The following is a 21,962-nucleotide window of genomic DNA, read 5'->3' as shown; positions in this document are numbered from 1 at the left end:
TCCGCAGACCAAGGCATTTGACCATGCAGAACGCCAGCTTCGCCGGCCGTTTCAAGGTGGGCACCCGCATCCAGGTGGGTTTCCTTCTGATCCTCGCCCTCCTCGTCCTGGTGGCAGCGCTGGGCGTCCGGTCCCTGTCTACTGTGGAGGACGGCTTCACCCGTTACGCGACGATCTCCGACGGTTCGCTGCGGCTGTCCGACGTGGACGGCTCGGTGTCCGACATGCGCCGCAACGCGGTCAACTACTCCTTCTCCGGCAACAGCGCCCTGATCGCTCCGATCCAGGCGCAGCAGAAGAAGCTCGGCGACATGCTGCGCTCCATCCGCGACGCCACGCAGGATCCCGGCCGCCGGGCCAATCTGGAGGCGATGATCCGGCAGTTCGACAGCTACACCGCCAACTTCGCCCAGCTGGTCAAGCTGCGCGAACAGCGTGACCGGCTGGTGGCGGACGAGCTGGTTCCGGCCGGCCTGAAGGCGCGGGAGGGGTTGAGCCGGGCGATCGCCGCCGGCATCGCCGCCGGCGATTTCGAGACTGCGGCGCGCGCCGGACAGGCGCAGGAGATGCTGGTCCTCGCCCGCCTCAGCGCCCAGCGCTTCCTGACGGACCAGACCGCCAAGTCGGCGGACGAGACCCGTGGACGGCTGGACGCCTTCCTCAAGGCAGCCGGCCCGCTGTCGGCCCGCATCGCCGACCCGGTGCAGAAGCGCGACGTCGAGGAGACGGTTCAGCTCTCCACCCGCTATCTGGACAGCTTCAACCGGGTTGTGGCGGCGGTCAACGACGCCCAGACCCTGGCCTTCCGCGTCATGACCGGCGAGGCGGAGGAATTCGCCACCCTGGTGGAGAAGACCATCGCGTCCCAGGCGGAGGCGCGCGGAGCCGTGCTGTCCTCGTCGCAGAGCGACATGGAGAACACCCGCAGCCTGCTGATCGGCATGGCGGTGGGCGCCTTCGCGATCGGCATCCTGGTGGCGCTGGTCACCGCGCGCTCGATCGTCCGCCCGGTGGTGCAGATGACCGGCACGATGACGGAACTGGCCGCCGGCAACCTCACGGTGGACGTGCCGGCGCTCGCCAACCGCGACGAGATCGGCAGCATGGCCAAGGCCGTGCTGGTGTTCAAGGAGAACGCCATCGAGAAGAAGCGGATGGACGAGGCGGAGCGCGAGAGGCTGGAGACCGAACGCCGCGCCGCCGAGGCCCAGCGCGCCCGTGAGCAGGCCATCGGCGAGGAGATCGCCACCCTGATCGACGCCGTGTCGAAGGGCGACCTGGAACGCCGCATCGATCTGGCCGGCAAGGACGGCTTCTACAGGACCATGTCGGAGGGCATCAACCGCCTGACCGACACGGTGGAGGCGGTGATCGCCGATCTGGGCGAGGTGCTGTCGGCACTGGCCCAGGGCGACCTGAACCGCCGCGTCACCCGCGACTACCAGGGCGCCTTCGAGCGGGTGAAGACCGACGTCAACACCACCTCCACCCGGCTGGGGGAGATCGTCGGCCAGATCACCCAGGCCGCCGAGACCATCGCCGCCGCCGCCGCGGAAGTGTCTCTCGGCTCCTCCGACCTCGCCGACCGCACCGAACAGCAGGCCTCCTCGCTGGAAGAGACCGCGGCCAGCATGGAGGAGCTGGGGGCGACCGTGCGGTCCAACGCCGAGAACGCCCAGCGCGCCAACGTGATGGCGGCCCAGGCCCGCGGGTCCGCCGAATCGGGCGGCGGCGTCGCCGGCTCCGCCATCGAGGCGATGCGCCGGATCGAGGAATCCAGCCGCAAGATCACCGACATCATCGGCGTCATCGACGAGATCGCCTTCCAGACCAACCTCTTGGCGCTGAACGCGGCGGTGGAGGCGGCGCGGGCCGGCGACGCCGGGCGCGGCTTCGCCGTGGTGGCGCAGGAGGTGCGGCAGCTCGCCCAGCGCTCCGCCCAGGCGTCGAAGGAGATCAAGGGGCTGATCCTGGACAGCGACGCCCAGGTGAAGGACGGCGTCGATCTGGTCAGCAAGGCCGGCGACGCGCTGCAGGGCATCGTGTCCGGCGTGCAGCAGGTGGCGACCCTGATCGCCGAGATGGCCTCGGCCTCGGCCGAACAGGCGACGGCGCTGGACGAGATCAACTCGACCGTCGCCAACATGGACGAGATGACCCAGAAGAACGCCGCCCTGGTGGAGGAGACCACCGCCGCCGCCCAGGCGATGAGCGGACAGGCCGGCGACCTGAAGTCGCTGGTCGGCTTCTTCAAGTTCGATCAGGCGGCCGGCTTCGGTTCAACCGGTTTCGGCGCGACTGGCTTCGGTTACGCCCCGGCGCCGCGCGCGATAGCGGCGGTCCAGGCCGCACCGGCGGTCACCACCACCCGGCGCGCTCCGGCCCCCACCCGCGCCACCGCCAAGCCGGCGGCGAAGCCCGCCGCCCGCGGCAACGGCACGGCCCATGCGACCAGCACCGCCAAGCCGGCCACCCGCGCCGACTCCTCCACCCGCACCACCGCCGCCGCGGTTCCGGTCCTGAAGCACAGCAGCAGCGACGACGACGACTGGAAGGAGTTCTGAGAAAGCCCCTCATAAGGCTCCCTCTCCCGCCCCGGGAGAGGGAAGGGGCCCAAGCGGAGCTTGGGAAGGGTGAGGGGTAATCCAAGGATAAGGATCCATGTTCGGATAGCCCCTCACCCTCCCCGCCTTCGGCGGGTCCCCTCCCTCTCCCGGGGCAGGAGAGGGCGTTTATCGCATTTTGCGTCTACTGCATGAACCACCCGTGGCTGACGACCAGCGACTGGCCGGTCAGCGCGTTGGACTCGAAGGACGCGAAGAACAGGGCGGCCTGGGCGACGTCCTCGACCGTGGTGAATTCACCGTCGACGGTCTCCTTCAGCATCACCTTTTTCACCACGTCCTCTTCGGAGATGCCGAGCTCCTTGGCCTGTTCGGGGATCTGCTTCTCGACCAGCGGGGTGCGGACGAAGCCGGGGCAGATCACGTTGGCGCGCACGCCATGCGCCGCCCCTTCCTTGGCGACCACCTTGGCAAGGCCGATCAGCCCATGCTTGGCGGTGACGTAAGGCGCCTTCAGCGCCGACGCCTCCTTGGAATGGACCGATCCCATATAGATGATGCTGCCGCTTCCCTGCTTGTACATCGTGTGCAAGGCGGCGCGGGTGGTCAGGAAGGCGCCGTCCAGATGGATGGACAGAAGCTGCTTCCACTTGGCGAACTCGAACTGCTCGACCGGCGCCACGGTCTGGATGCCGGCATTGCTGACCAGGATGTCGATGCGGCCGAAGGCGGCGGCGGCACGGGCCATGCCGGCATCGACCTGGGCCTCGTCGGTCACGTCCATGGCGACGCCGAGAGCCCGTTTCCCCGTGGGGTCCAGGCTGGCCGCGGCGGCATCGGCTCCGGCCTGGTTCAGGTCGGCGATGACGATTTTGGCGCCCTCGCGGGCGAAGGTCCGGGCGATCTCCAGCCCGATTCCGCTCGCCGCCCCGGTGATGACGGCGACTTTGTCCTGCAAGCGCATGGGTCCGCTCCTGTTGGGTCGAAAGGTCGGTAAAGGTTGTTCCTGGCAAGCGGGCCGGTCAGGCCGTCCGCTCAGTCCGGCTTTCCGTCGTCGCGCAGCAGGTCGTGCGTGACGGGTCCGCCCAGCCGCGGCGGCACCGCCAGCCAGTCCGGGTGGGCAAGCGTGGCGAGGGTGTCGGCAAGGCCGCTTTCCCAATGCTCCCGCATGCCGGCGTTGGAGAACTCGTAGTCCTTGCTGTCGCGTTCGTAGCTTTTGCGGCGGTAGATCAGGTGGATGATGTTGACCGCCGCCCCGCAGGCGGCGTGCCGCAACGCCTCCGCCTCCGGCGTGTCCCGCAGATCCTCCGGCAGCCGGTCGAGCAGCGTCACCAGCTGGTTGCGCAGGGTCTGCTCGTAGGTGACCTTGTCGGTGTTGAAGCGGGTGCGGCTGGAATAGGTGATGTCCTTCTGCCGCTCCAGCACCTCCGACATGCCGCGCGGCACCTGGCCGATGGCGCTCCACAGATCGACCTGGAAGACCAGCGTGTCGCGGCGCGGCTGGTCCTCCAGCACATGGTCGAGCGGCGTGTTGGAGACCAGCCCGCCGTCCCAGTAGTACCCGCCGTCGATCTCGACGGGTGCGAAGCCGGGCGGCAGGGCGCCGCTCGCCATCACATGCTCCGGCCCGATCCGGTGGGTCTCGGTGTCGAAATAGATCGAGTTGCCGGTCAGCACGTCCACCGCTCCCAGCGACAGCCGGATGTCGCCCCGGTTGATCCGGTCGAAGTCGATCAGATCCTCCAGCGTCTTCTTCAGCGGTGCGGTGTCGTAGAAGCTGGTCGGCCCGGCGAAGGGACCGGCCGCCGCCCATTCCACCGCCGGCCGCGGCCGGAAGAAGCCGGGCTGCCCGGACAGTGCCGTCCGCCACGCGCTCCACTGGTTGAGGACCGAGATCGACGGGCCGTCGGGATCGAGCCGCCGCCACAGCGCCTCCGCCCCTTCCCAGGGCGAGGGCGGAGCGATGCGGCTCCAGAATTCCGACAGCGCGGCACAGCGCCGCTCCGGCGGGTTGCCGGCGATCAGCGCCGCGTTGATGGAGCCGATCGACACGCCGGCCACCCAGGTCGGATGGATGTCGTGCTTGAACAGGCCCTCGACGACGCCCGCCTGATAGGCGCCGAGCGCGCCGCCACCCTGAAGGACGAGCGCCACCCGGTCATAGGGGGCGATGAGATCGGCAAAGGATCCGTCGCGCATCTGTGTCTTTCCCAACCAGTCAATCGATTGCAGACATCTTTCCTCGGTCGGCAAGCCAGATATGGGACCGGAGTTGAGTACGGCTACGCAAAAACACCCATGGATGACGAAGAATTCTTCATGACAGCCATGTCCGCCTCCTGTAACCCGTCCGCGTCCTTGCGAGAACCTACATCAAGGTATTACACCACCATGAATTACTTGTAATACTCGGCGCCGACCTGAAAAAGCGCCACATCGCGCGGCGGCGGAATTCACCGCTCTTGCGCCAAATGCCGGGATTAACCTTTCGGTCGGAATTGCATGCTGCAATCGCCACCGGACCCCTTATCCGTTTCCGGTTTTCTGGAGGACGCCATGTCCCGCCGCTCCACGTCCCGCCGCCCCGCCTCGCGCCGCCTTCTTCCGCTCGCCGCCCTGCTGCTGCTCGGCGGTTCGCTGACCGGCTGCGGCGCCGTCACCGGCGTGGCCAGCGGTGCCGCCAGCATCGCCGGCACCGCCGTCGACGTGGTCGGCACCGTGGCGGAAACCTCCGTCGACGTGGTGACCGCTCCGCTGCGCTAGGGCGTCCCGCCCTACCCCGCCACCATCGCCGCCAGCGTCTCCAGCCGGTCGGCCTCATGCGCCGGCTTGTCCCAGCGGATGCGGTGGATGCGGGGGAAGCGCATGGCGAGCCCGCTCTTGTGCCGGTTCGACGGGTGCACGCTGTCGAAGGCGACCTCAAGCACCAGCCCGGCCTCCACCTCGCGCACCGGGCCGTAGCGGCGGGTGGTGTGGTTGCGCACCCAACGGTCCAGCTCGACCAGCTCGGCGTCGGTGAAGCCGGAATAGGCCTTGCCGACCGGCACCAGTTCCTCACCGCGCCAGACACCGAAGGTATAGTCCGAATAATAGCTCGACCGCTTCCCGTGGCCGCGCTGGGCATACATCATCACCGTGTCGAGCGTCAGCGCCCCGCGCTTCCACTTGAACCACGGCCCCTTCGGCCGCCCGGCGAGATAGGCGCTGTCGCGCCGCTTCAGCATCAGCCCCTCGATGCCGTTCTCCCGCGCGCCCTCCCGCAGATCCACCAGCTCGTCCCACCGGTCGAACGGCACCAGCGGCGACAAATCCATCCGCCGCGGCTGAACCGTCTCGTACCAGCGCTCCAGCCGGGCGCGCCGCTCGACGAAGGACAGGCCGCGCAGATCCTCCTCGCCGTCGAACAGGATGTCGTAGAGCCGCACCCAGGCCGGCCCGTCGCGCAGCATCTGCGCCGTCACCGTCTTGCGGTTCAGGCGCTGTTGCAGATCGTTGAAGGGCGCCACCACCCCGTCGCGCGCCACCAGCAGCTCGCCGTCCAGCACGGCGTCGAAGCTCATGTGATCGACGATGTCGGGGAAGGCGCCGGACACGTCGTCGCCGGTGCGGCTGTAGAGCCGCCGCTCTCCCCCGCGCGCCACCATCTGCACACGGATGCCGTCCCATTTCCATTCCGCGGCATAGGCGGCGGGGTCGAGCCCGGCACGATCCTCCTCCTCCAGCGGGTGGGACAGCATCATCGGCCGGAAGCCGGCGCCGGCCCCGGTCGCCGGCCGCTCGGCCCGCCCCTCCAGCCAGGCGAACAGCTCCGGATACGGCGCGCTCAGCCCGTGCCAGACCTCCTCCACATCGTCGACGCTCACCTCCGGCCGGGCCGCCTTGCCCCATTCCGCCAGCGCCGTCTTGGCGAGCCGGGCCGAGACGCCGATGCGCAATGCCCCGGTGATCAGCTTCAGCAGAGCGAAGCGCCCCGACGAGTCGAGCGTGTCGAGCCAACCCTCCACCAGCCCGATCACCTGCCCGCGCTTGGCGGCCCGCAGCGCCTCCACCACCTCGTCCAGGCTGGGCGGCAGGCTGTTCGCACGTTCGGGCCTTTCAGGCCAGATCAGCGCCACCGTCTCCGCCAGATCGCCGACATAGTCGTAGGACAGCGCCAGCAGTTCCGGATCGACCCTGGTCGCCGCCAGTTCGCGGATCGCCGCCGGCTTGGCCTCGCGGAAGCTGAGCGCCCCGGTCAGCGCCGCCAGCGCCCAGCCGCGTTCGGGATCGGGCGTGGTGGCGAAATGCTCGACCAGCAGGCGGATCTTGCCGTTGCGCGACGGCATGAAGACCAGCGCGTCGATCAGCGCGGCAAAGCGGTTCACGACGCCTCCCCTTCCCCGGCCTTCTCAGCCATTCCTTCCGAGTCCTCGTCCTCGAAGCCGATCAGCGCCAGCGCGCGGGCGCGGATGCCGCGGCCGGTGGCGTAGTGGACCAGCGCCTCCTCGCGGCCATGGGTCACCCAGACCTCCGGCGCGCCGACATCCTCCAGCGTCTGGCATAGCTCGTCCCAGTCGGCATGGTCGGAGATGACCAGCGGCAGCTCCACCCCGCGCTGGCGGGCGCGCTGGCGCACCCGCATCCAGCCCGACGCCACCGCCACCACCGGATCGGCCAGCCGCCGGGCCCAGCGGTCGGCCACCGCCGCCGGCGGGGCCAGCACCAGCGCGCCCTTCAACTCCTCCTTCGCCGCCACCGTCGCCGGCCGGAGCTCCCCCAACTCCACCCCCAGGCTGCTGTAGAGCCGGCAGAGCGGCTCCAGCGCGCCATGCAGCCAGATCGGCCGGTCGTAGCCCGCCGCCCGCAGCAGCGTGATCAGCCGCTGGCATTTGCCGAGCGCGTAGACGCCGACGACATGGCTGCGCTCCGGGAACAGCGCCATCGAATGCAGCAGCTTCTGAACCTCGCCCAGGTCGGGCGGATGGCGGAACACCGGCAGGCCGAAGGTCGCCTCGGTCACGAAGACGTCGCAGGGCACCGGCTCGAAGGCTGCGCAGGTGCGGTCGAGCCGCCTCTTGTAGTCGCCCGACACCACCACGCGCGACCCGGCATGCTCCATCACCACCTGGGCGCTGCCCAGCACATGGCCGGCCGGCGCCATCCGCACCGTCACGTCGCCGATGCGCAGGGTCTCGCCGTAGTCCAGCGCCTGCAGGCTGCCGCCCACCCCCTCGCCCATCCGCTGGCGCATGATGGCAAGCGTGCCGGACGTCGCCAGCACGCTGCGGTTGCCCGGCCTCGCATGGTCGGAATGGCCGTGGGTGACGACCGCGCGCTCCACCGGGCGCACAGGGTCGATGTAGAAGCCCCCCGGCTCGACAAAGAGGCCCTCGGGCAGGACCTTGATCCAGCTGTCGGGGGGCGGGCGGCCTTGATTGGCCCCGCCCTGATTGGATTGGTGTGAAGCGGACATGCGTCCTAATATAGGGCGCTCATAGCGGAGACCCAGCGCATGCACCCGATCCTGCTGCCGACCCCCGAAATCGCCGACGCGCTCGCCACGGGGCGCCCGGTGGTGGCGCTGGAATCGACCGTGATCTCCCACGGCATGCCCTATCCACGCAATCTGGAGACCGCCCGCGCGCTGGAGGCGGAGGTGCGGGCCGCCGGCGCCGTTCCCGCCACCATCGCTGTGATGGACGGCCGCATCCGAGTCGGGCTTGACGACGAGGCACTGGAACGGCTGGCGACCGCCGGCGGCAAGGCGCGCAAGCTGAGCCGCCGCGACCTGCCCATCGCCCTGGCGACCGGGGCGCTTGGCGCAACCACGGTGGCGGCGACGATGATCGGGGCGCGGCTGGCCGGCATCTCCGTCTTCGCCACCGGCGGCATCGGCGGCGTCCATCGCGGGGCGGAGACCAGCTTCGACATTTCCGCCGACCTCGACGAGCTGGCCCGCACCTCGGTCTGCGTGGTCTGTGCCGGGGCCAAGTCGATTCTCGACCTGCCCAAGACGCTGGAGCTGTTGGAAACCCGCGGCGTGCCGGTCCTGGGCTTCGGCACGGAGGAATTTCCCGCCTTCTACAGCCGCCGCAGCGGCCTCTCCGTCGATCATCGCTGTGACACCGTGCAGGAGGTGGCGGAAATCCTGCGGACGAAATGGCGGCTCGGGCTGGAGGGCGGCGTGCTGCTCGCCAACCCGATCCCGGCCGCCGACGAACTCGACGCCGACGCGATGGAGGCGGCGGTCGCCCGGGCGCTTGCCGACGCGGACGCCAGGCGAATCAAGGGGAAGGAGATCACCCCCTATCTGCTGGCGGCGCTGGAGGCCATCACCGGCGGGCGCAGCCTGACCGCCAACATCGCGCTGATCCGCAACAACGCGCGGGTTGCGGCAGGGGTCGCCGCCGCACTCGCGGCCACATAAAGCCGATTGGATAGGACTACTCCTCCGGTGGTAAGGCTTTAGCCCCGGTACCGGCTTAAGACCCCGTTAACCGCCTGCGCGCAAATCTGTCGTCATCGAACGAGCGGAGGCTTTCATGCGCGCACCCAGCAGCACCTCGACCCTGGTTTCCCGGATGATTGCGATGGCCGGCCAAGGCGACGAGGCGGCGGGCGTCGCGGAGATGAAGGAGCCCGCACACGTCAAGCGCATCGTCTGGGCCTCCCAGGCGGCCAAGCTGCGCGTGTCGCTGTCCGCCCGCTCCATCCACGAGATCGAAGCCGCCGTCACCGCCGACCTGGACAGCATGGAACTGCCGGAAGTGTTCTTCACCTCCGTCGAGGTGGGCGGCCATGTGGTGACCTGCGACCTGGACGCCTCCGGCACCGCCTCCATCTTCGGGCTGATCGAGGCCCACGAATATGACGATCTGGTCGAAGAGGCCGGCGACGACGCCCTGTTCGGCGTCGATTGGGACGGCGTCTACATCACCCCGGCCCGCACGCGGCACTGAGCCCGGCGCCGCCGGCCCCCAAAAGCCCCGCGTTCAAAAAACGCCCCGCAGCCAGCCTGCGGGGCGTTTCGCGTTTGCCCGTTCCGTGTTTGCGCGCCGTCGGATGCCTTGCCGTCAGGCCGGCCGCGTCGCGCCGGTTCGGATCACAGCCTTCTTCCGACCCTACGAAGCCGGCCCCTACGAAGCCGGCAGGGACGGCCGGTTCGCTCCGGCGCTGGGCATGCCGACCACCACATCGTCGCGGATCACCGGCAGGCCGGCTCGCCGGTCCTCCCAGGCGGCCAGGAAGGCGTCGATGCGGTCGGCCGGCAGCGGGCGGCTGACGAAGTAACCCTGGATCAGGTCGCAGCCCATCAGCGACAGCACCTCCCACTGGGCCGCCTCCTCCACCCCTTCCGCCACCACGCTGTGCCTCAAATCGTGGGCGATGCGCGAGATGGACGACACCATGCTGCGCGCATCGGGCCGGCGGTGGACGTCGTCGATGAAGGCCTTGTCCAGCTTCAGCGTGTTGATCGGCAGCGTCCGCAGATAGGTCAGCGACGAATAGCCGGTGCCGAAATCGTCCAGCGCGATGTGGATGCCGGCCTTCCGCAGCGCGTTCAGCTTGCCGATGGCGGCGTCGAGCGAGCCGATCATCTGCGACTCGGTGATCTCCAGCTCCAGCCGGTTCGCCGGCAGGCCGGTGCGGGCCAGGATTTCCAGAACCCGCGGCACGAAATCATGCTGGGCCAGCTGGACCGCCGACATGTTGACGCTCATCGTCACGTCGCCGGCCCCGCGGCAGGCCAGCCCCGCCGCCTCGATGCAGGCGGTTTCCAGCACCCACAGGCCGAGCGGGACGATCAGGCCGGAATCCTCGCAGACCGGAATGAAGCGGTCGGGCGACACCGGCCCCAGTTCCTGGTCGGTCCAGCGGACCAGCGCCTCGAACCCGCGGACCCGGCCGTCGCGCGTCGCCACCTGCGGCTGGTAATGCACGGTGAAGGCCTGGCGGTCGAAGGCCAGCCGGGCCCGGCTGAGCAGCCGCATGCGCTCCACCACCTTCAGGTTCATGTCGGCGGTGAAGGTGCAGATGCGCCCGCGCCCGCTGTCCTTGGCCCGGTACATGGCGGTGTCGGCGTTCTGCAACAGATCGTCGAAGCAGCGGCCATCCCAGGGATAGCGGGCGATGCCGACGCTGCATGTGACGAAGAAATGCTGTCCCTCGACCAGGAAGGGGGCGGCGAACGCCTGTTCCAGCCGTTGCGCCACCTCCGCCGGCTCGCCGGCCTCGCCCCCCTGGACGACCACCACGAACTCGTCGCCGCCCAGCCGCGCGATGAACAGCCCGTCGCCCGCCCCCTTGCGGATGCGCAGGCCCAGCATCATCAGCAGCTCGTCGCCGACCTTGTGGCCGAAGCCGTCGTTGATGAACTTGAAATTGTCCATGTCGAGGAACAGCAGCGCCAGCGGCCCGGCATTGCCGGATGCCTTGGTGGCGGCGATCAGCCGGTCGACATGCTGTTCCAGCGTCAGCCGGTTGGGCAGGCCGGTCAGGGGATCGTAATGGGCCAGATGGTCCAGCCATGCCTGCTGCCGCTTCTGCGCGGTGATGTCGGTGTAGGAGCCGCCCATCATCACCGGCTTCCCCCGCCCTGCTGTCCCGCCCTGCCCGTCCCCATCGAACAGGATTTTGCCGGCGGCGTAGAGCCACAGGTAATTGCCGTCGCGATGGCGGACCCGGTATTCCACCCGGTATTCCGGCAGCTCGCCCGACAGGTGGCGCTGCAGCGCCTCCTCCGCCAGCGACCGGTCTTCCGGATGGATGCGGTCGAACCAGGCCGCCCGGGAGTTGATGCTCGCGACGTCGACCCCCAGCAACTCCTCGACCCGGCCAGACAGGACGCGGACGTCGTTGACGATGTCCCAGGTCCAGATGATGTCGCGCGATGCCTCCGCCACCAGCCGCATCCACCGCCCGCGTTCGCGCAAGGCATCCTTGCTGGCGGTCAGTTCCACGACCTTGGCCTGCAACTGCCGGCGCGACTCGGTCAGCGCCTCGTTGCTCCGCTGCAACGCCGCCTCGGTCCTCCGCCGGCTGCGCAGCGTGAGGGACAGCACCAGAACCATGCCGAACAGCATCAGCAGCACGCCGCCGACCGTCACCACCAGCCAGCGGTAGGTCTCCATGAAGGAGAAGGGCTTGTCGACCAGCCGGTCGATCGGCATCAGCCGCGCGGGATCGATCCCGTAGCGCTGCAGCTGACTGTAATCGGCGGCACGGATGACCGATTGGCGCTGCTCCGCCGGCAGGCCGGCGATGGACGCACCGTTCACCAGGGCGGCGGCCAGCCGACCGACCGCGCGGCCATGCTCCTGCCCGCTCAGCAGGCTGCCGCCGGCGATGCCGTGGCCCAGCAGGAATTCCTGCAAGCCGTAGATCGGCACGCTGCTCTTCTCGCTCATCAGTTTCAGGAACTGCTCGGGCGGCAGGACCAGGCCTTTGGGGTCGGTGGCATAGGTGCCCAGCAGCACCGCGCTGTCCGGCGGCAGGGCGGCCAGCCGCTCCTCCAGCCGGACGAAGGGCAGCGCCGGCAGGGTCTGCCGCTCCACCCCGGCGGGGAAGCGGCCGGCGGCGACCAGCGCCTCGATCTCGTCATCCAGCCCGAGGCCCGTCTCGGTGTCGTCGTGCAGGATGAACAGGCGTTGCAGCCGCGGATTGGCGGCCATCGCCATGCGCACGGTGCCCTCGATGTCCTTGGCCTCGTCGATGCCGACGACGTTGGCCTCATGCTCGGTCAGCCGCCGCGCCGAAATCGGCAGCACGCCGCCATGCGCCAGCGGCACCGGCCCGTAGATCTCGTGCCGCAAATCCAGGGCGAAGGACAGCGCGGCATCGTCGGTGGAGACGATGGCGTCGACGGTGCCCTTGGGGTGGCGGTAGGCGATCAGCGCCCGCAGCCGCTCGATCCCGGCGGGGTCGGGAAAGCGCTTCCAATCCAGGTAATAGGGGATCGCCAGCGCATTGGGGGCCGCCGAGGCCAGCATGTCGGAGATGCCGTCCGCCTGTCCGTCGGTCCACTCATAGCCCTGGTGGTAGGAGTGCAGGACCAGCACCGTCCGGTTGGGCGGCGTCGCCCGCCCGCCCGCCGGCACCGACAGCGTCGCCAGCACAAGCAGCACAAGCGGCAGGATGCCGCTGCGCTTCCGTATGGAGGACCAGATGACGCTCCGTCCGGTCATGAGACACCCTTCGCTCGCTTGTCCGGCCGCACCCCGATGGCTGCACGTCGCGCAGCCGCAGGAGGCGTAAAGAGGTTTGGCTTTTCCTGACAAAAGGATATGCAGCGCAGTCCTATTGACGCCAGGATCTTCTTCTAAGGAATTCCCGAGGATGTATGGTTAATTTTCCATAGGAGATTGGAGGAGCTACAAAATACTCGCGCATGAGGCGCGACCGATTATTTGTGCAGTCCCGCCTCTCGTTTTGCGGTGCAAACCGCGACAGCCGCCGACTTTTCTCGCACCCGCACAATAATCGCCCGGGATATCGCAGATCCTTGCCGGCGGCCCTGCGCGCCGTCACCGCAGGAGAGCGCGGCCCCGTCGTTGCGGAACAGAGGACAGTGCCCGGCTGTTGTCCGGGCTGCACCCCGCCCTTTCCTCCTCTTCGGGAGCCCGCCCGTGTCCGCTGCCTCCACCCGGCCCAATGCCCAGCCCAATGCCCGGCGCGCTGCCAGCCCCCTGGCCTATACGCCGTCGGTCGAAAATCCGGGTCCCGATGAAGCGCAGGTCTTCAACGATCTGGCCGAGACGATGCTGTCGATCAGCGCCAGGACCTTCGAGGACAGCGGCCATGCCAGCCGCAGCGTCCATGCCAAGAGCCACGGGCTGCTGATCGGCCGGCTGGATGTGCTCGACGACCTGCCGGCCGAACTGGCCCAGGGACTGTTCGCGAAGGCGGAGAGCTATCCGGCGATCCTGCGGCTGTCGACGACGCCGGGCGACATCCTGCCCGACAGCGTCTCGACCCCGCGCGGTCTGGCGGTGAAGGTTCTGGGCGTGTCCGGCGAGCGGCTGCCGGGGTCGGAGGGCGAGGCCACGCAGGATTTCGTCATGGCCAATGGCCCCGTCTTCTCGGCGCCCGATGCCAAGCAGTTCCTGTCGACGCTGAAGCTGCTGGCCGCCACCACCGACCGGGCGGAAACCGCGAAGAAAGTGTTGTCTGCCGGCCTGCGCGTCGCCGAACGGGTGGTGGAGGCCTTCGGCGGCGAAAGCGCGACGCTGAAGACGCTGGGCGGCCACCCGGAAACCCACATTCTGGGCGAAACCTTCTACAGCCAGGCAGCATTGCGCCATGGCGACCACATCGCCAAGCTGTCGATCGTCCCGGTCTCGCCGAACCTGACCGCGCTGGAGAACGCGCCGCTGGACCTCAACGGCAAGCCGAACGGCATTCGCGAGGCGGTGACGGAGTTCTTCCGCGACCATGAGGCCGTCTGGGAACTGCGCGCCCAACTGCGCACCGACGAGGAGCGCATGCCGGTGGAGGATGCCAGCGTGGTGTGGCCGGAGGATCTGAGCCCCTACCGAACCATCGCCCGCATCACCGTGCCGCCGCAGACGGCCTGGAGCGAGGAACGGTCGCGCGCCGGCGACGACCGGCTGGCCTTCAGCCCCTGGCATGGGCTGGCGGCGCACCGGCCGCTGGGCTCGATCATGCGCGCCCGGCGCCTCGCCTACGACCGCTCCGCCGAATTCCGCATGGAACGGAACGGCTGCCCGATGCATGAGCCGGCGGCGGGCTACCGGCTGCCGGGGTGATGCAGCAGTCCCTCTCCCTCCTAAAATCCCCTCTCCCCCCCGGGGAGAGGGGGATTTCCACATCATTGCAGGCTGCGCTGCATTTCCTCGAAGGTGCGGGAGAATCCGTTCAGCGGGAAATCGATGTCGCGCTTGCCCACGCGGGAGCTGACGCGGACCAGGATGGTCGAGCCGTTGCGGAACTGGTCAGCGACGCGGCCGGACACGAAGTTCGGGAACATGCACATGTTCAGCGTCGCCACATGCGATTCGATGCGCGGCTGGCGGTCGACGCGGATGGCGCAGCGGTCGATCAGGCCCTGGCTGGTGGTCAGGAACAGGTGGAAGTCGTTGCCGGTCGGAATGATGCTCAGCGCGACGAAGCCGACATCCTTCCCGTCGTCGAACAGGCGGTAGATCATCAGCCGGCAGGTCTTGCTGTCGGTCATCCGGTCGATGTCGCACTGGTTGGTCCAGGCGCCCTCCGGCCCGAAGTCCGCCGCCGCCTTGGAGACGTCCGCCGCGGCGGCGGGATTGGCGGCGACCAGGGCTCCGGCCAGCCCCAGGGCCAATGCTCCAGCAGCCGCAACCGCCCTGAACCCTCCCCACAGACCCTTTGCACGCATCGCCCCGTCCCCGCTATCGTTCGTATCAGATCGGATCGCGTAAAATCGGAATCGATTTATCGCGTGAATCCGATCGCCACACATAAAACTACAGCTTCGTGCGTTTTATATAAACGCGCGAAGCTGTAGCACGGAATGCGCCATGATAACCGGCGGTGGCGGGGGTGCAAGGAACGAGATGCCGCGCACCAGGGATCAGATGCGCCCTTCCTCGAAGTCGCGGAAGGCCTGCATCACCTCTTCCCGCGTGTTCATGACGAAGGGACCGCCCCAGGCGATGGGCTCGCCGATGGGCTCGCCGGCCAGCAGCAGGAAGCGCGCGCCGTCGGCCCCGGCGACCGCCTCCACCCGCTCGCCGTCGCCCAGCACGATCACCCGCGGCCCGGAAAGCGGAGCTTCGCCCCCCACGGCCAGCGTGCCTTCGAACAGCACCAGGAAGGCGGTGTACCCGGCCGGCAGCGGCTCGGCGAAGGACACCGACGGCGGCAGCGCCACGTCGAAATAACGGGCGTCGGTCGCCTCGGCCCGCACCGGGCCCGCCGTGCCGCGGGCGGTGTCGCCGGCGATGACGGTGACGGTCGCCCCGTCCTCGCGCCGCTCCACCGGGATGGCGGCGGCCGGGAACTCCTGATAGCGCGGCTCGGTCATCTTCAGCCGGGCCGGCAGGTTGATCCACAGCTGGAAGCCGCTCATCAGCCCTTCGGTCTGCTCCGGCATTTCCGAATGGATCAGGCCGCGGCCGGCGGTCATCCACTGCACGCCGCCGGTTTCGATCACGCCCTCATGCCCGTGGTTGTCGGCATGGCGCATGCGGCCGGCCAGCATGTAGGTCACCGTCTCGAACCCGCGGTGGGGATGGTCGGGGAAGCCGGCGAGATAGTCGGTCGGCCGGTCCGACCCGAACAGGTCCAGCATCAGGAAGGGGTCGAGCGTGCGCAGGCGCGGCGAGCCCAGCATGCGGGTCATGCTGACCCCGGCGCCGTCGGAGGTGGCCATGCCCTCCACGGCGGCGAGCACCGGACGGACACCGGGGGTGGCGGGCTTGGCGGACATGGCGGCAACTCCTAAAGCAGACACAAGGGCGATGCACCACAGGTAGTCCCTCGCAGCCCCGCCGTGAAGCCGGCCCGCCCGCGCCACAGCGTTCCTCCCCGCGCAACAATCGGACACGAAAAAGGCCGCCGGAGAACCGGCGGCCTTTTCGCGAGAGACCCGTGGGAAAGGGATGTTCTTAGTGGATGCTCTCGCCGTGCAGGGCGAGGTCGAGACCGTCGCGCTCCACGTCTTCCTCGACGCGCAGGCCCATGACCACATCGACGACCTTCAGCAGGACGAAGGTGGCGACGGCGCACCAGGCGACGGTGTAGGCGACGCCCTGGATCTGGATCCAGACGGCGGCGGCGTTGCCTTCCAGCAGGCCCAGCGTGGCCTTCGGGTCGGCCTGGAGGACGGAGGCGAAGCCGCCTTCGCTGTTGGACACCGACATCTTGGCGAAGACGCCGGTCAGGATGGCGCCGATCAGGCCGCCGACGCCGTGCACGCCGAAGGCGTCCAGGCTGTCGTCATAGCCCAGCATGTGCTTGAGGCTGGTGGCCGACCAGAAGCAGACCACGCCGGCGACGATGCCGATGACGATGGCGCCCGTCGGGTCGACGAAGCCGGCGGCCGGGGTCACCGCGACCAGGCCGGCGACGGCGCCGGAGATGATGCCGAGGATCGACGGCTTGCCCTTGACGATCCACTCCGCGAACAGCCAGCCCATGGCGGCACCGGCGGTGGCGATGTGCGTGGCGGCCAGCGCCATGCCGGCACGCGGACCGGCGGTCAGGGCCGAACCGGCGTTGAAGCCGAACCAGCCAACCCACAGCAGCGAGGCGCCGATCAGCGACAGCACCAGGTTGTGCGGCATGAAGGCTTCCTTCGGATAGCCCTTGCGCTTGCCGATCACCAGCGCGGCGACAAGGCCGGCGACGCCCGCGTTGATGTGCACGACGGTGCCGCCGGCGAAGTCGAGCACGCCCAGGCCGAACAGGAAGCCCGACGGGTACCAGACCCAGTGGGCGATCGGCGCATAGACAACGATCGACCACAGCGCGGTGAAGACCAGCAGGGAGGAGAACTTCATGCGGTCGGCGAAGGCGCCGGTGATCAGGGCCGGGGTGATGATCGCGAAGGTCATCTGGAACATCATGAAGACCGGCTCGGGGATCGTCGTCGGGACGCCCGACCCCGTCGCCTCGCCCAGCACGAAGGCCTTCGTGAAGTCGAGCCCGTTGAGGAACAGCCGGTCGAGCCCGCCGACATAGGCGCCGGTGCCGGTGAAGGCCAGGCTGTAGCCGATGACGTACCACAGGACGCTGATCAGGCAGGTGATGGCGAAGCTCTGCATCACCGTCGACAGCACGTTCATCTTGCGGACCATGCCGCCGTAGAACAGCGCCAGGCCGGGGATGGTCATCATCAGCACCAGCGCGGTGGAGATGAGCATCCAGGCGGTGTCGCCGCCATTCAGCGCCGGAGCCGCCGGTGCGGCAGCAGCGGCGGCAGCCGCAGCCGCGGCAGCGGCGGCAGCCGCCGGATCCTGGGCAAGGGCTGCGGCCGGCATGCCGACCGCGCCCAGAGCAACCGCCATCATCGGTGCGGCCATAAGGAACAGACGGTTCATCGAGGCTCCTCTTTCTCCAAAATCGCTCCCACCCCCTTACGGCCGGCGCGGCACCGGAGGTGTTCCGCGCTCAAGCCACCGCACTGGGGCGACCCCGTCCCGGTCGCCCCGTCCCCGGCAAAGACGGGGCGGCGGACGGGACCAAGGACGCCTCCACCGTTACAAGAAGCGTGCCAGTCGAAAACGGCTTGGAATCGTCAGGGTTGTCTCGGGCCGGGACCCCCGAACGGGCACCCTCCTACGAGTCGCACCCGGTGTTTGCACAGGAAATGGGCAGATTTCGGAACCGACATTTCGCCGCAAATTCCGGGCTTTCGACCGAACGTCAGGGTCGGCAGCCCGATTTCGGCCTGCCTCTGCCTGGCACTCTGGCTGTCATTCCGGCATATGATGAAAATTTGGGCACGGGATGGCCTGCAAGGCGCTCATTGCGGCGGCATCGCGGCGGCGCCGGTCCGGCGCCCTATCCCTTCCGCCCAGTCCGTTCGGAGGGGTGCCCCACAGGCCCCCCTTTCCTCCTAGGACCGGGAAGCCCTCCGGCGGCGGGTAAGCCGATGCGACCCTTCCGCCGCGCCTATTGGACATGGCGGCGAGATGTGGCACCGTCAACGCCTCCATATGGAATGGCCGCAGCCGAGCGGCCGCAAGAATAAGGCAAAGGGGGTAACGGCCATGCTCGACAAACGGGATCTGCGCCTCGCACCGCGACGTGCGGTGGCGCTGGTGCTGGCCGGGGGACGCGGAAGCCGTCTGAAGCAGCTGACCGACCGGCGGGCCAAGCCGGCCACCTATTTCGGCGGCAAGTACCGCATCATCGACTTCGCGCTGTCCAACTGCGTCAACTCCGGCTTCCGCCGCATCGGCGTGCTGACGCAGTACAAATCGCACAGCCTTCTGCGCCATCTCCAGCGCGGCTGGAACGTCTTCCGCGGCGAGATGAACGAGTTCTGCGACCTGCTGCCGGCCCAGCAGCGCGTCAGCGAGACCGAGTGGTACCAGGGCACCGCCGACGCGGTGTACCAGAACCTCGACATCCTGCGCGACCACGAGCCGGAATATGTCCTGATCCTGGCCGGCGACCACATCTACAAGATGGATTACGGCGCGCTGCTGCTCGACCACATCGACCGCAAGGCCGACGTCACCGTCCCCTGCATCGCGGTCCCGCGCGAACAGGCGAGCGGCTTCGGCGTCATGCACATCGACGAGGAGCGCCGCATCATCGACTTCGTCGAGAAGCCGGCCGACCCGCCGCCGATGCCCGGCCGCCCGGACATGGCGCTGGCCAGCATGGGCATCTACGTCTTCAACGCTCAGTTCCTCTACGAACAGCTGGAGCGCGACGTCGCCACTCCCGGCTCCAGCCGCGATTTCGGCAAGGACATCATCCCGCATCTGGTGAAGACCGGGGCGCGGATCATCGCCCACGACTATGCCGACAGCGCCATCATCGACGCGCCGGACGACGCCCCCTACTGGCGCGACGTCGGCACCATCGACGCCTATTGGGAGGCCAACCTCGACCTCTGCCACGTCACGCCGCAGTTGAACATGTACAACCGCGACTGGCCGATCTTCACCTATCAGGAACAGCTTCCCCCCGCCAAGTTCGTCTTCGACGACGAGAACCGCCGCGGCACGGCGATCGACAGCCTGGTGTCGGGCGGCTGCATCATCTCCGGCTCGACCGTGCGCCGCTCGCTGCTGTTCAGCTCGGTCCGCGTCAACTCCTACAGCGAGCTGTACGAGGCGGTGGTGCTGCCGGAATGCGACATCGGCCGCCATTGCCGCCTGAAGAAGGTGGTGATCGACCGCGGCGTCAGCATCCCCAACGGCCTCGTCGTCGGCGAGGACGCGGAGCTGGACGCCAAGCGCTTCCACCGCAGCGAGGGCGGCGTCGTCCTGATCACCCGCGAGATGATCGAGAAGCTGCCGAAGGAGTAAGGCGGCATTTCGCCGCCCTCCCCTGCCCCATGGCCCGCGCCGATGCGGTCCGGCTCCCCACCGGACCCGCATCGGCGCTATAACATGCCTGCACCCTCCTGCCTTCCGCCCCTCCCGCCTTTCATCCGAGTGCCTTCCCGATGCGCGTCCTCTACGTCACGTCCGAATGCTACCCGATGGTCAAGACGGGGGGGCTGGCGGACGTGTCCGCCGCCCTGCCGCCGGCCCTGAACGCCGCCGGCGCCGATGTCCGCCTGCTGCTGCCGGGCTATCCCGCCGTTCTGAACAGCCTGCAGAACCTGCACGAGGTCGGCGACCTGATCACCGACCTGCCCGGCTGCGACCGCGCCCAGCTGTGCATCGGCCGCACCGCCGACGGGGTTCTCACCTATGCGCTGAAGGCGCCGTCGCTGTACGACCGTCCCGGCAACCCCTATCTCGGGCCGGACGGCAAGGACTGGGCGGACAACGCCCTGCGCTTCGCGGCACTCGCCTGGGTCGCCGCCGGCTTCGCCGCGGAGAAATCCTACGACCCGTGGTGGCGGCCCGACATCCTGCACGGCCATGACTGGCAGGCGGCGCTGATTCCCGCCTATCTGACCCTGCGCCCCGACCGCTTCGCCGGCCCCTTCCGGCCGGGCACGGTGCTGACCATCCACAACATCGCCTATCAGGGCCTTTTCGGCCCCTGGATGATGGGCGACCTCGGCCTGCCCTCCTCCAGCTTCCGCGTCGACGGCGTCGAGTATTACGGCAACGTCAGCTTCCTGAAAGCCGGTTGCTTCTACGCCGACCGCCTGACCACGGTCAGCCCGACCTACGCCAACGAAATCCAGACGGCGGAGCACGGCACCGGCCTGCAAGGCCTGCTCGCCACCCGTTCCGACGTGCTGACCGGCATCCTGAACGGCGTCGATTACGCGGTGTGGGACCCGGCGACCGACCCGCATCTGCCCGCCCGCTACACCCCCGACGATCTGGGTGGAAAGGACGCCTGCAAGGCCGACCTGCAATCCGCCTTCGGCCTGGACCGCCGCGCCGACGCGCCGCTGGCCGCCGTGGTCAGCCGCCTGACCTGGCACAAGGGCCTCGATCTGGTTCTGGAGGCCGCCGGCCAATGGGTGTCCTGGGGCGGCCAGCTGGTGGTTCTGGGCAGCGGCGATGCCTCCAGCGAGGCCGGCTTCCGCCAGCTCGCCCAGTGGCATCCGCAGTCCATCGGCGTCCGCATCGGCTATGACGAGCCGCTGTCCCACCGCATCCAGGCCGGATCCGACCTGTTCCTGGTGCCGTCGCGCTCGGAGCCTTGCGGCCTGACCCAGCTCTACGCCCTGAAATACGGCACGCTGCCGCTGGTCCGCCGCACCGGCGGCCTCGCCGACACGGTGATCGACGCCAACCCGGCCGCCAGCATCGACGGCAGCGCGACGGGGTTCCAGTTCGTCAACGCGACCGGCCAGGAGCTGGTGTGGGCGCTGCGCCGGGCGATGAGCGTCTACCGCAAGCCCGACCGCTGGCAGGCGATGCAGCGCCGCGCCATGACGCGCGACTTCGGCTGGCACGGGCCGGCGGAGGAGTACATGGAGCTGTATCGGGGAATCGCTGTTCGCTGACCCTGCACGACGTGGATGGCATCCGCTTGATGGGCTTCGACACCACGCGTAAAGCCGTCTGGGAAATGCGGTTCCACCATAAGTACCGTTACGACCATGTAGCTGATCCGATCCCACGCCTTCACAGGGGCGGACACACTGCCGAGCGGCGGCTTCGCGCCGACGGAGCGTGGCTGATACGCAACGGGATGAGCACTCGGCCGAAGTTGGTCGCGGCAAAAATCGAGGTCGATCTGGTGCGGGGCGCTTAACGGGTGGTGCCGATGGCGGGGTAAGGAACGGCTCCGCATCGGCGAGGCTTGGGTCGGTTAATGGTGCAACTGCTGTTTTCTGCCCAATCCACCAATCATCCGCGGCCTTGCGAAATTCCAAGAGAACTTTCGCGTGACTTTGGAGGTATATTTATTGAACTCTAAGGTAGGATGATTAGACGCTTTCTTCCAAAGATGCACATTCTTCCCGCGACGACAACGGCGGCCTGACGTGAGTATCTCGCAAATCTTGCAAGGGCCCACGATATCCGCATTGTTTCTTCCACTTGTGGCATGGTGATCACGCCCATGGAAAACGTAGGCAATCACCCTCAAAGCGGGAAGAATGCGACATTTTATCATCTTAAACCCCCTATGATTCGAGGGCGCAAAACTATAGTGCGTGTATAATAAAATTATATACACGCACAAGCGGAGCGTCATGATGGTTTCCCTTCTAGAGGGCCAGGAAACACTCGCCAATGCTACGATCTCCGGCGATCAGCTGCAGCCTGCGGTAACGGTCTTGGACAACGGCACCCAGGTGGTGGTGTGGGCGTCCAACGGGCAGGACGGTGA

At 68.2% G+C, this 21,962-nt stretch carries 15 protein-coding genes; 7 read left to right on the top strand and 8 right to left on the bottom strand.

Features of this window, described 5'->3' with window-relative positions; genetic code table 11:
• Positions 1-23 precede the first annotated feature (23 nt).
• On the top strand, positions 24-2,564 hold the full coding sequence (locus tag CRT60_RS23315; protein WP_098738965.1) for a methyl-accepting chemotaxis protein: 2,541 nt from the start codon (positions 24-26) through the stop codon (positions 2,562-2,564).
• 184 nt (positions 2,565-2,748) lie between these two features.
• Here the strand turns inward: CRT60_RS23315 and CRT60_RS23310 are convergent, their stop codons facing one another.
• Both CRT60_RS23310 and CRT60_RS23305 read right to left on the bottom strand, forming a co-directional pair.
• The gene (locus CRT60_RS23310) at positions 2,749-3,528 is read right to left on the bottom strand and encodes a 3-hydroxybutyrate dehydrogenase (RefSeq protein ID WP_098738964.1); all 780 of its coding nucleotides are present in this window, start codon (positions 3,526-3,528) and stop codon (positions 2,749-2,751) included.
• Between the two features lie 71 nt (positions 3,529-3,599).
• On the bottom strand, positions 3,600-4,763 hold the full coding sequence (locus CRT60_RS23305; RefSeq protein WP_161958118.1) for a DUF3734 domain-containing protein: 1,164 nt from the start codon (positions 4,761-4,763) through the stop codon (positions 3,600-3,602).
• Positions 4,764-5,120: 357 nt separating this feature from the next.
• Here CRT60_RS23305 and CRT60_RS23300 point away from each other — a divergent pair, with 357 nt between their 5' ends.
• A complete protein-coding gene (locus tag CRT60_RS23300) occupies positions 5,121-5,327 on the top strand; it encodes a hypothetical protein (RefSeq protein ID WP_098738962.1) in 207 nt (68 codons plus the stop codon).
• Positions 5,328-5,338: 11 nt separating this feature from the next.
• Here CRT60_RS23300 and CRT60_RS23295 read toward each other — a convergent pair whose 3' ends face one another.
• Positions 5,339-6,928: a cisplatin damage response ATP-dependent DNA ligase gene (locus tag CRT60_RS23295; protein ID WP_098738961.1), complete on the bottom strand. Its 1,590-nt coding sequence runs from the start codon at positions 6,926-6,928 to the stop codon at positions 5,339-5,341.
• Complete coding sequence (locus tag CRT60_RS23290) at positions 6,925-8,016, bottom strand: ligase-associated DNA damage response exonuclease (protein ID WP_098738960.1); 1,092 nt, start codon at positions 8,014-8,016, stop codon at positions 6,925-6,927. Before CRT60_RS23290 ends, CRT60_RS23295 begins: the two co-directional genes overlap by 4 nt.
• A 39-nt stretch (positions 8,017-8,055) precedes the next feature.
• Here CRT60_RS23290 and CRT60_RS23285 point away from each other — a divergent pair, with 39 nt between their 5' ends.
• The gene (locus CRT60_RS23285; protein WP_098738959.1) at positions 8,056-8,970 is read left to right on the top strand and encodes a pseudouridine-5'-phosphate glycosidase; all 915 of its coding nucleotides are present in this window, start codon (positions 8,056-8,058) and stop codon (positions 8,968-8,970) included.
• A 115-nt stretch (positions 8,971-9,085) separates the two neighbouring features.
• Positions 9,086-9,502, top strand: coding sequence for a hypothetical protein (locus CRT60_RS23280; RefSeq protein ID WP_098738958.1), 417 nt, complete (start codon positions 9,086-9,088; stop codon positions 9,500-9,502).
• A 177-nt stretch (positions 9,503-9,679) separates the two neighbouring features.
• Here CRT60_RS23280 and CRT60_RS23275 read toward each other — a convergent pair whose 3' ends face one another.
• The gene (locus tag CRT60_RS23275; RefSeq protein ID WP_098738957.1) at positions 9,680-12,727 is read right to left on the bottom strand and encodes a GGDEF and EAL domain-containing protein; all 3,048 of its coding nucleotides are present in this window, start codon (positions 12,725-12,727) and stop codon (positions 9,680-9,682) included.
• 441 nt (positions 12,728-13,168) lie between these two features.
• On the opposite strand from CRT60_RS23275, the gene CRT60_RS23270 reads away from it, so the two are divergent.
• Positions 13,169-14,308 (top strand): catalase family protein, encoded by a 1,140-nt coding sequence (locus tag CRT60_RS23270; RefSeq protein ID WP_098738956.1) that lies wholly within the window; start codon positions 13,169-13,171, stop codon positions 14,306-14,308.
• A 62-nt stretch (positions 14,309-14,370) separates the two neighbouring features.
• Here CRT60_RS23270 and CRT60_RS23265 read toward each other — a convergent pair whose 3' ends face one another.
• The 3 genes from CRT60_RS23265 to CRT60_RS23255 all read right to left on the bottom strand — a co-directional run bounded on the left by CRT60_RS23265 (position 14,371) and on the right by CRT60_RS23255 (position 17,578).
• Positions 14,371-14,913 carry an invasion associated locus B family protein gene (locus CRT60_RS23265; RefSeq protein ID WP_098738955.1) on the bottom strand — a complete coding sequence of 181 codons (543 nt, stop codon included), beginning with the start codon at positions 14,911-14,913 and terminating at the stop codon, positions 14,371-14,373.
• A gap of 195 nt (positions 14,914-15,108) precedes the next feature.
• Positions 15,109-15,966: a pirin family protein gene (locus CRT60_RS23260; protein WP_098738954.1), complete on the bottom strand. Its 858-nt coding sequence runs from the start codon at positions 15,964-15,966 to the stop codon at positions 15,109-15,111.
• A 178-nt stretch (positions 15,967-16,144) separates the two neighbouring features.
• Positions 16,145-17,578: an ammonium transporter gene (locus CRT60_RS23255; protein ID WP_098738953.1), complete on the bottom strand. Its 1,434-nt coding sequence runs from the start codon at positions 17,576-17,578 to the stop codon at positions 16,145-16,147.
• Between the two features lie 672 nt (positions 17,579-18,250).
• On the opposite strand from CRT60_RS23255, the gene glgC reads away from it, so the two are divergent.
• Both glgC and glgA read left to right on the top strand, forming a co-directional pair.
• On the top strand, positions 18,251-19,522 hold the full coding sequence (gene glgC / locus CRT60_RS23250; RefSeq protein ID WP_098738952.1) for a glucose-1-phosphate adenylyltransferase: 1,272 nt from the start codon (positions 18,251-18,253) through the stop codon (positions 19,520-19,522).
• 140 nt (positions 19,523-19,662) lie between these two features.
• Complete coding sequence (glgA, locus tag CRT60_RS23245) at positions 19,663-21,132, top strand: glycogen synthase GlgA (protein WP_098738951.1); 1,470 nt, start codon at positions 19,663-19,665, stop codon at positions 21,130-21,132.
• Positions 21,133-21,962: the final 830 nt, after the last annotated feature.

Source organism: Azospirillum palustre (assembly GCF_002573965.1).
GTDB classification, from domain to species: domain Bacteria; phylum Pseudomonadota; class Alphaproteobacteria; order Azospirillales; family Azospirillaceae; genus Azospirillum; species Azospirillum palustre.
This window is presented reverse-complemented; position numbering and strand designations above follow the sequence as displayed.

What these genes read in the sequence shown, in the direction of transcription:
- CRT60_RS23305 (WP_161958118.1), bottom strand. Translation starts at nt 4,763, where the DNA reads ATGCGCGACGGATCCTTTGCCGATCTCATCGCCCCCTATGACCGGGTG.
- CRT60_RS23310 (WP_098738964.1), bottom strand. Translation starts at nt 3,528, where the DNA reads ATGCGCTTGCAGGACAAAGTCGCCGTCATCACCGGGGCGGCGAGCGGA.
- CRT60_RS23260 (WP_098738954.1), bottom strand. Translation starts at nt 15,966, where the DNA reads ATGTCCGCCAAGCCCGCCACCCCCGGTGTCCGTCCGGTGCTCGCCGCC.
- CRT60_RS23300 (WP_098738962.1), top strand. Translation starts at nt 5,121, where the DNA reads ATGTCCCGCCGCTCCACGTCCCGCCGCCCCGCCTCGCGCCGCCTTCTT.
- CRT60_RS23290 (WP_098738960.1), bottom strand. Translation starts at nt 8,016, where the DNA reads ATGTCCGCTTCACACCAATCCAATCAGGGCGGGGCCAATCAAGGCCGC.
- glgC (WP_098738952.1), top strand. Translation starts at nt 18,251, where the DNA reads ATGCTCGACAAACGGGATCTGCGCCTCGCACCGCGACGTGCGGTGGCG.
- CRT60_RS23280 (WP_098738958.1), top strand. Translation starts at nt 9,086, where the DNA reads ATGCGCGCACCCAGCAGCACCTCGACCCTGGTTTCCCGGATGATTGCG.
- glgA (WP_098738951.1), top strand. Translation starts at nt 19,663, where the DNA reads ATGCGCGTCCTCTACGTCACGTCCGAATGCTACCCGATGGTCAAGACG.
- CRT60_RS23275 (WP_098738957.1), bottom strand. Translation starts at nt 12,727, where the DNA reads ATGACCGGACGGAGCGTCATCTGGTCCTCCATACGGAAGCGCAGCGGC.
- CRT60_RS23265 (WP_098738955.1), bottom strand. Translation starts at nt 14,913, where the DNA reads ATGCGTGCAAAGGGTCTGTGGGGAGGGTTCAGGGCGGTTGCGGCTGCT.
- CRT60_RS23255 (WP_098738953.1), bottom strand. Translation starts at nt 17,578, where the DNA reads ATGAACCGTCTGTTCCTTATGGCCGCACCGATGATGGCGGTTGCTCTG.
- CRT60_RS23315 (WP_098738965.1), top strand. Translation starts at nt 24, where the DNA reads ATGCAGAACGCCAGCTTCGCCGGCCGTTTCAAGGTGGGCACCCGCATC.
- CRT60_RS23285 (WP_098738959.1), top strand. Translation starts at nt 8,056, where the DNA reads ATGCACCCGATCCTGCTGCCGACCCCCGAAATCGCCGACGCGCTCGCC.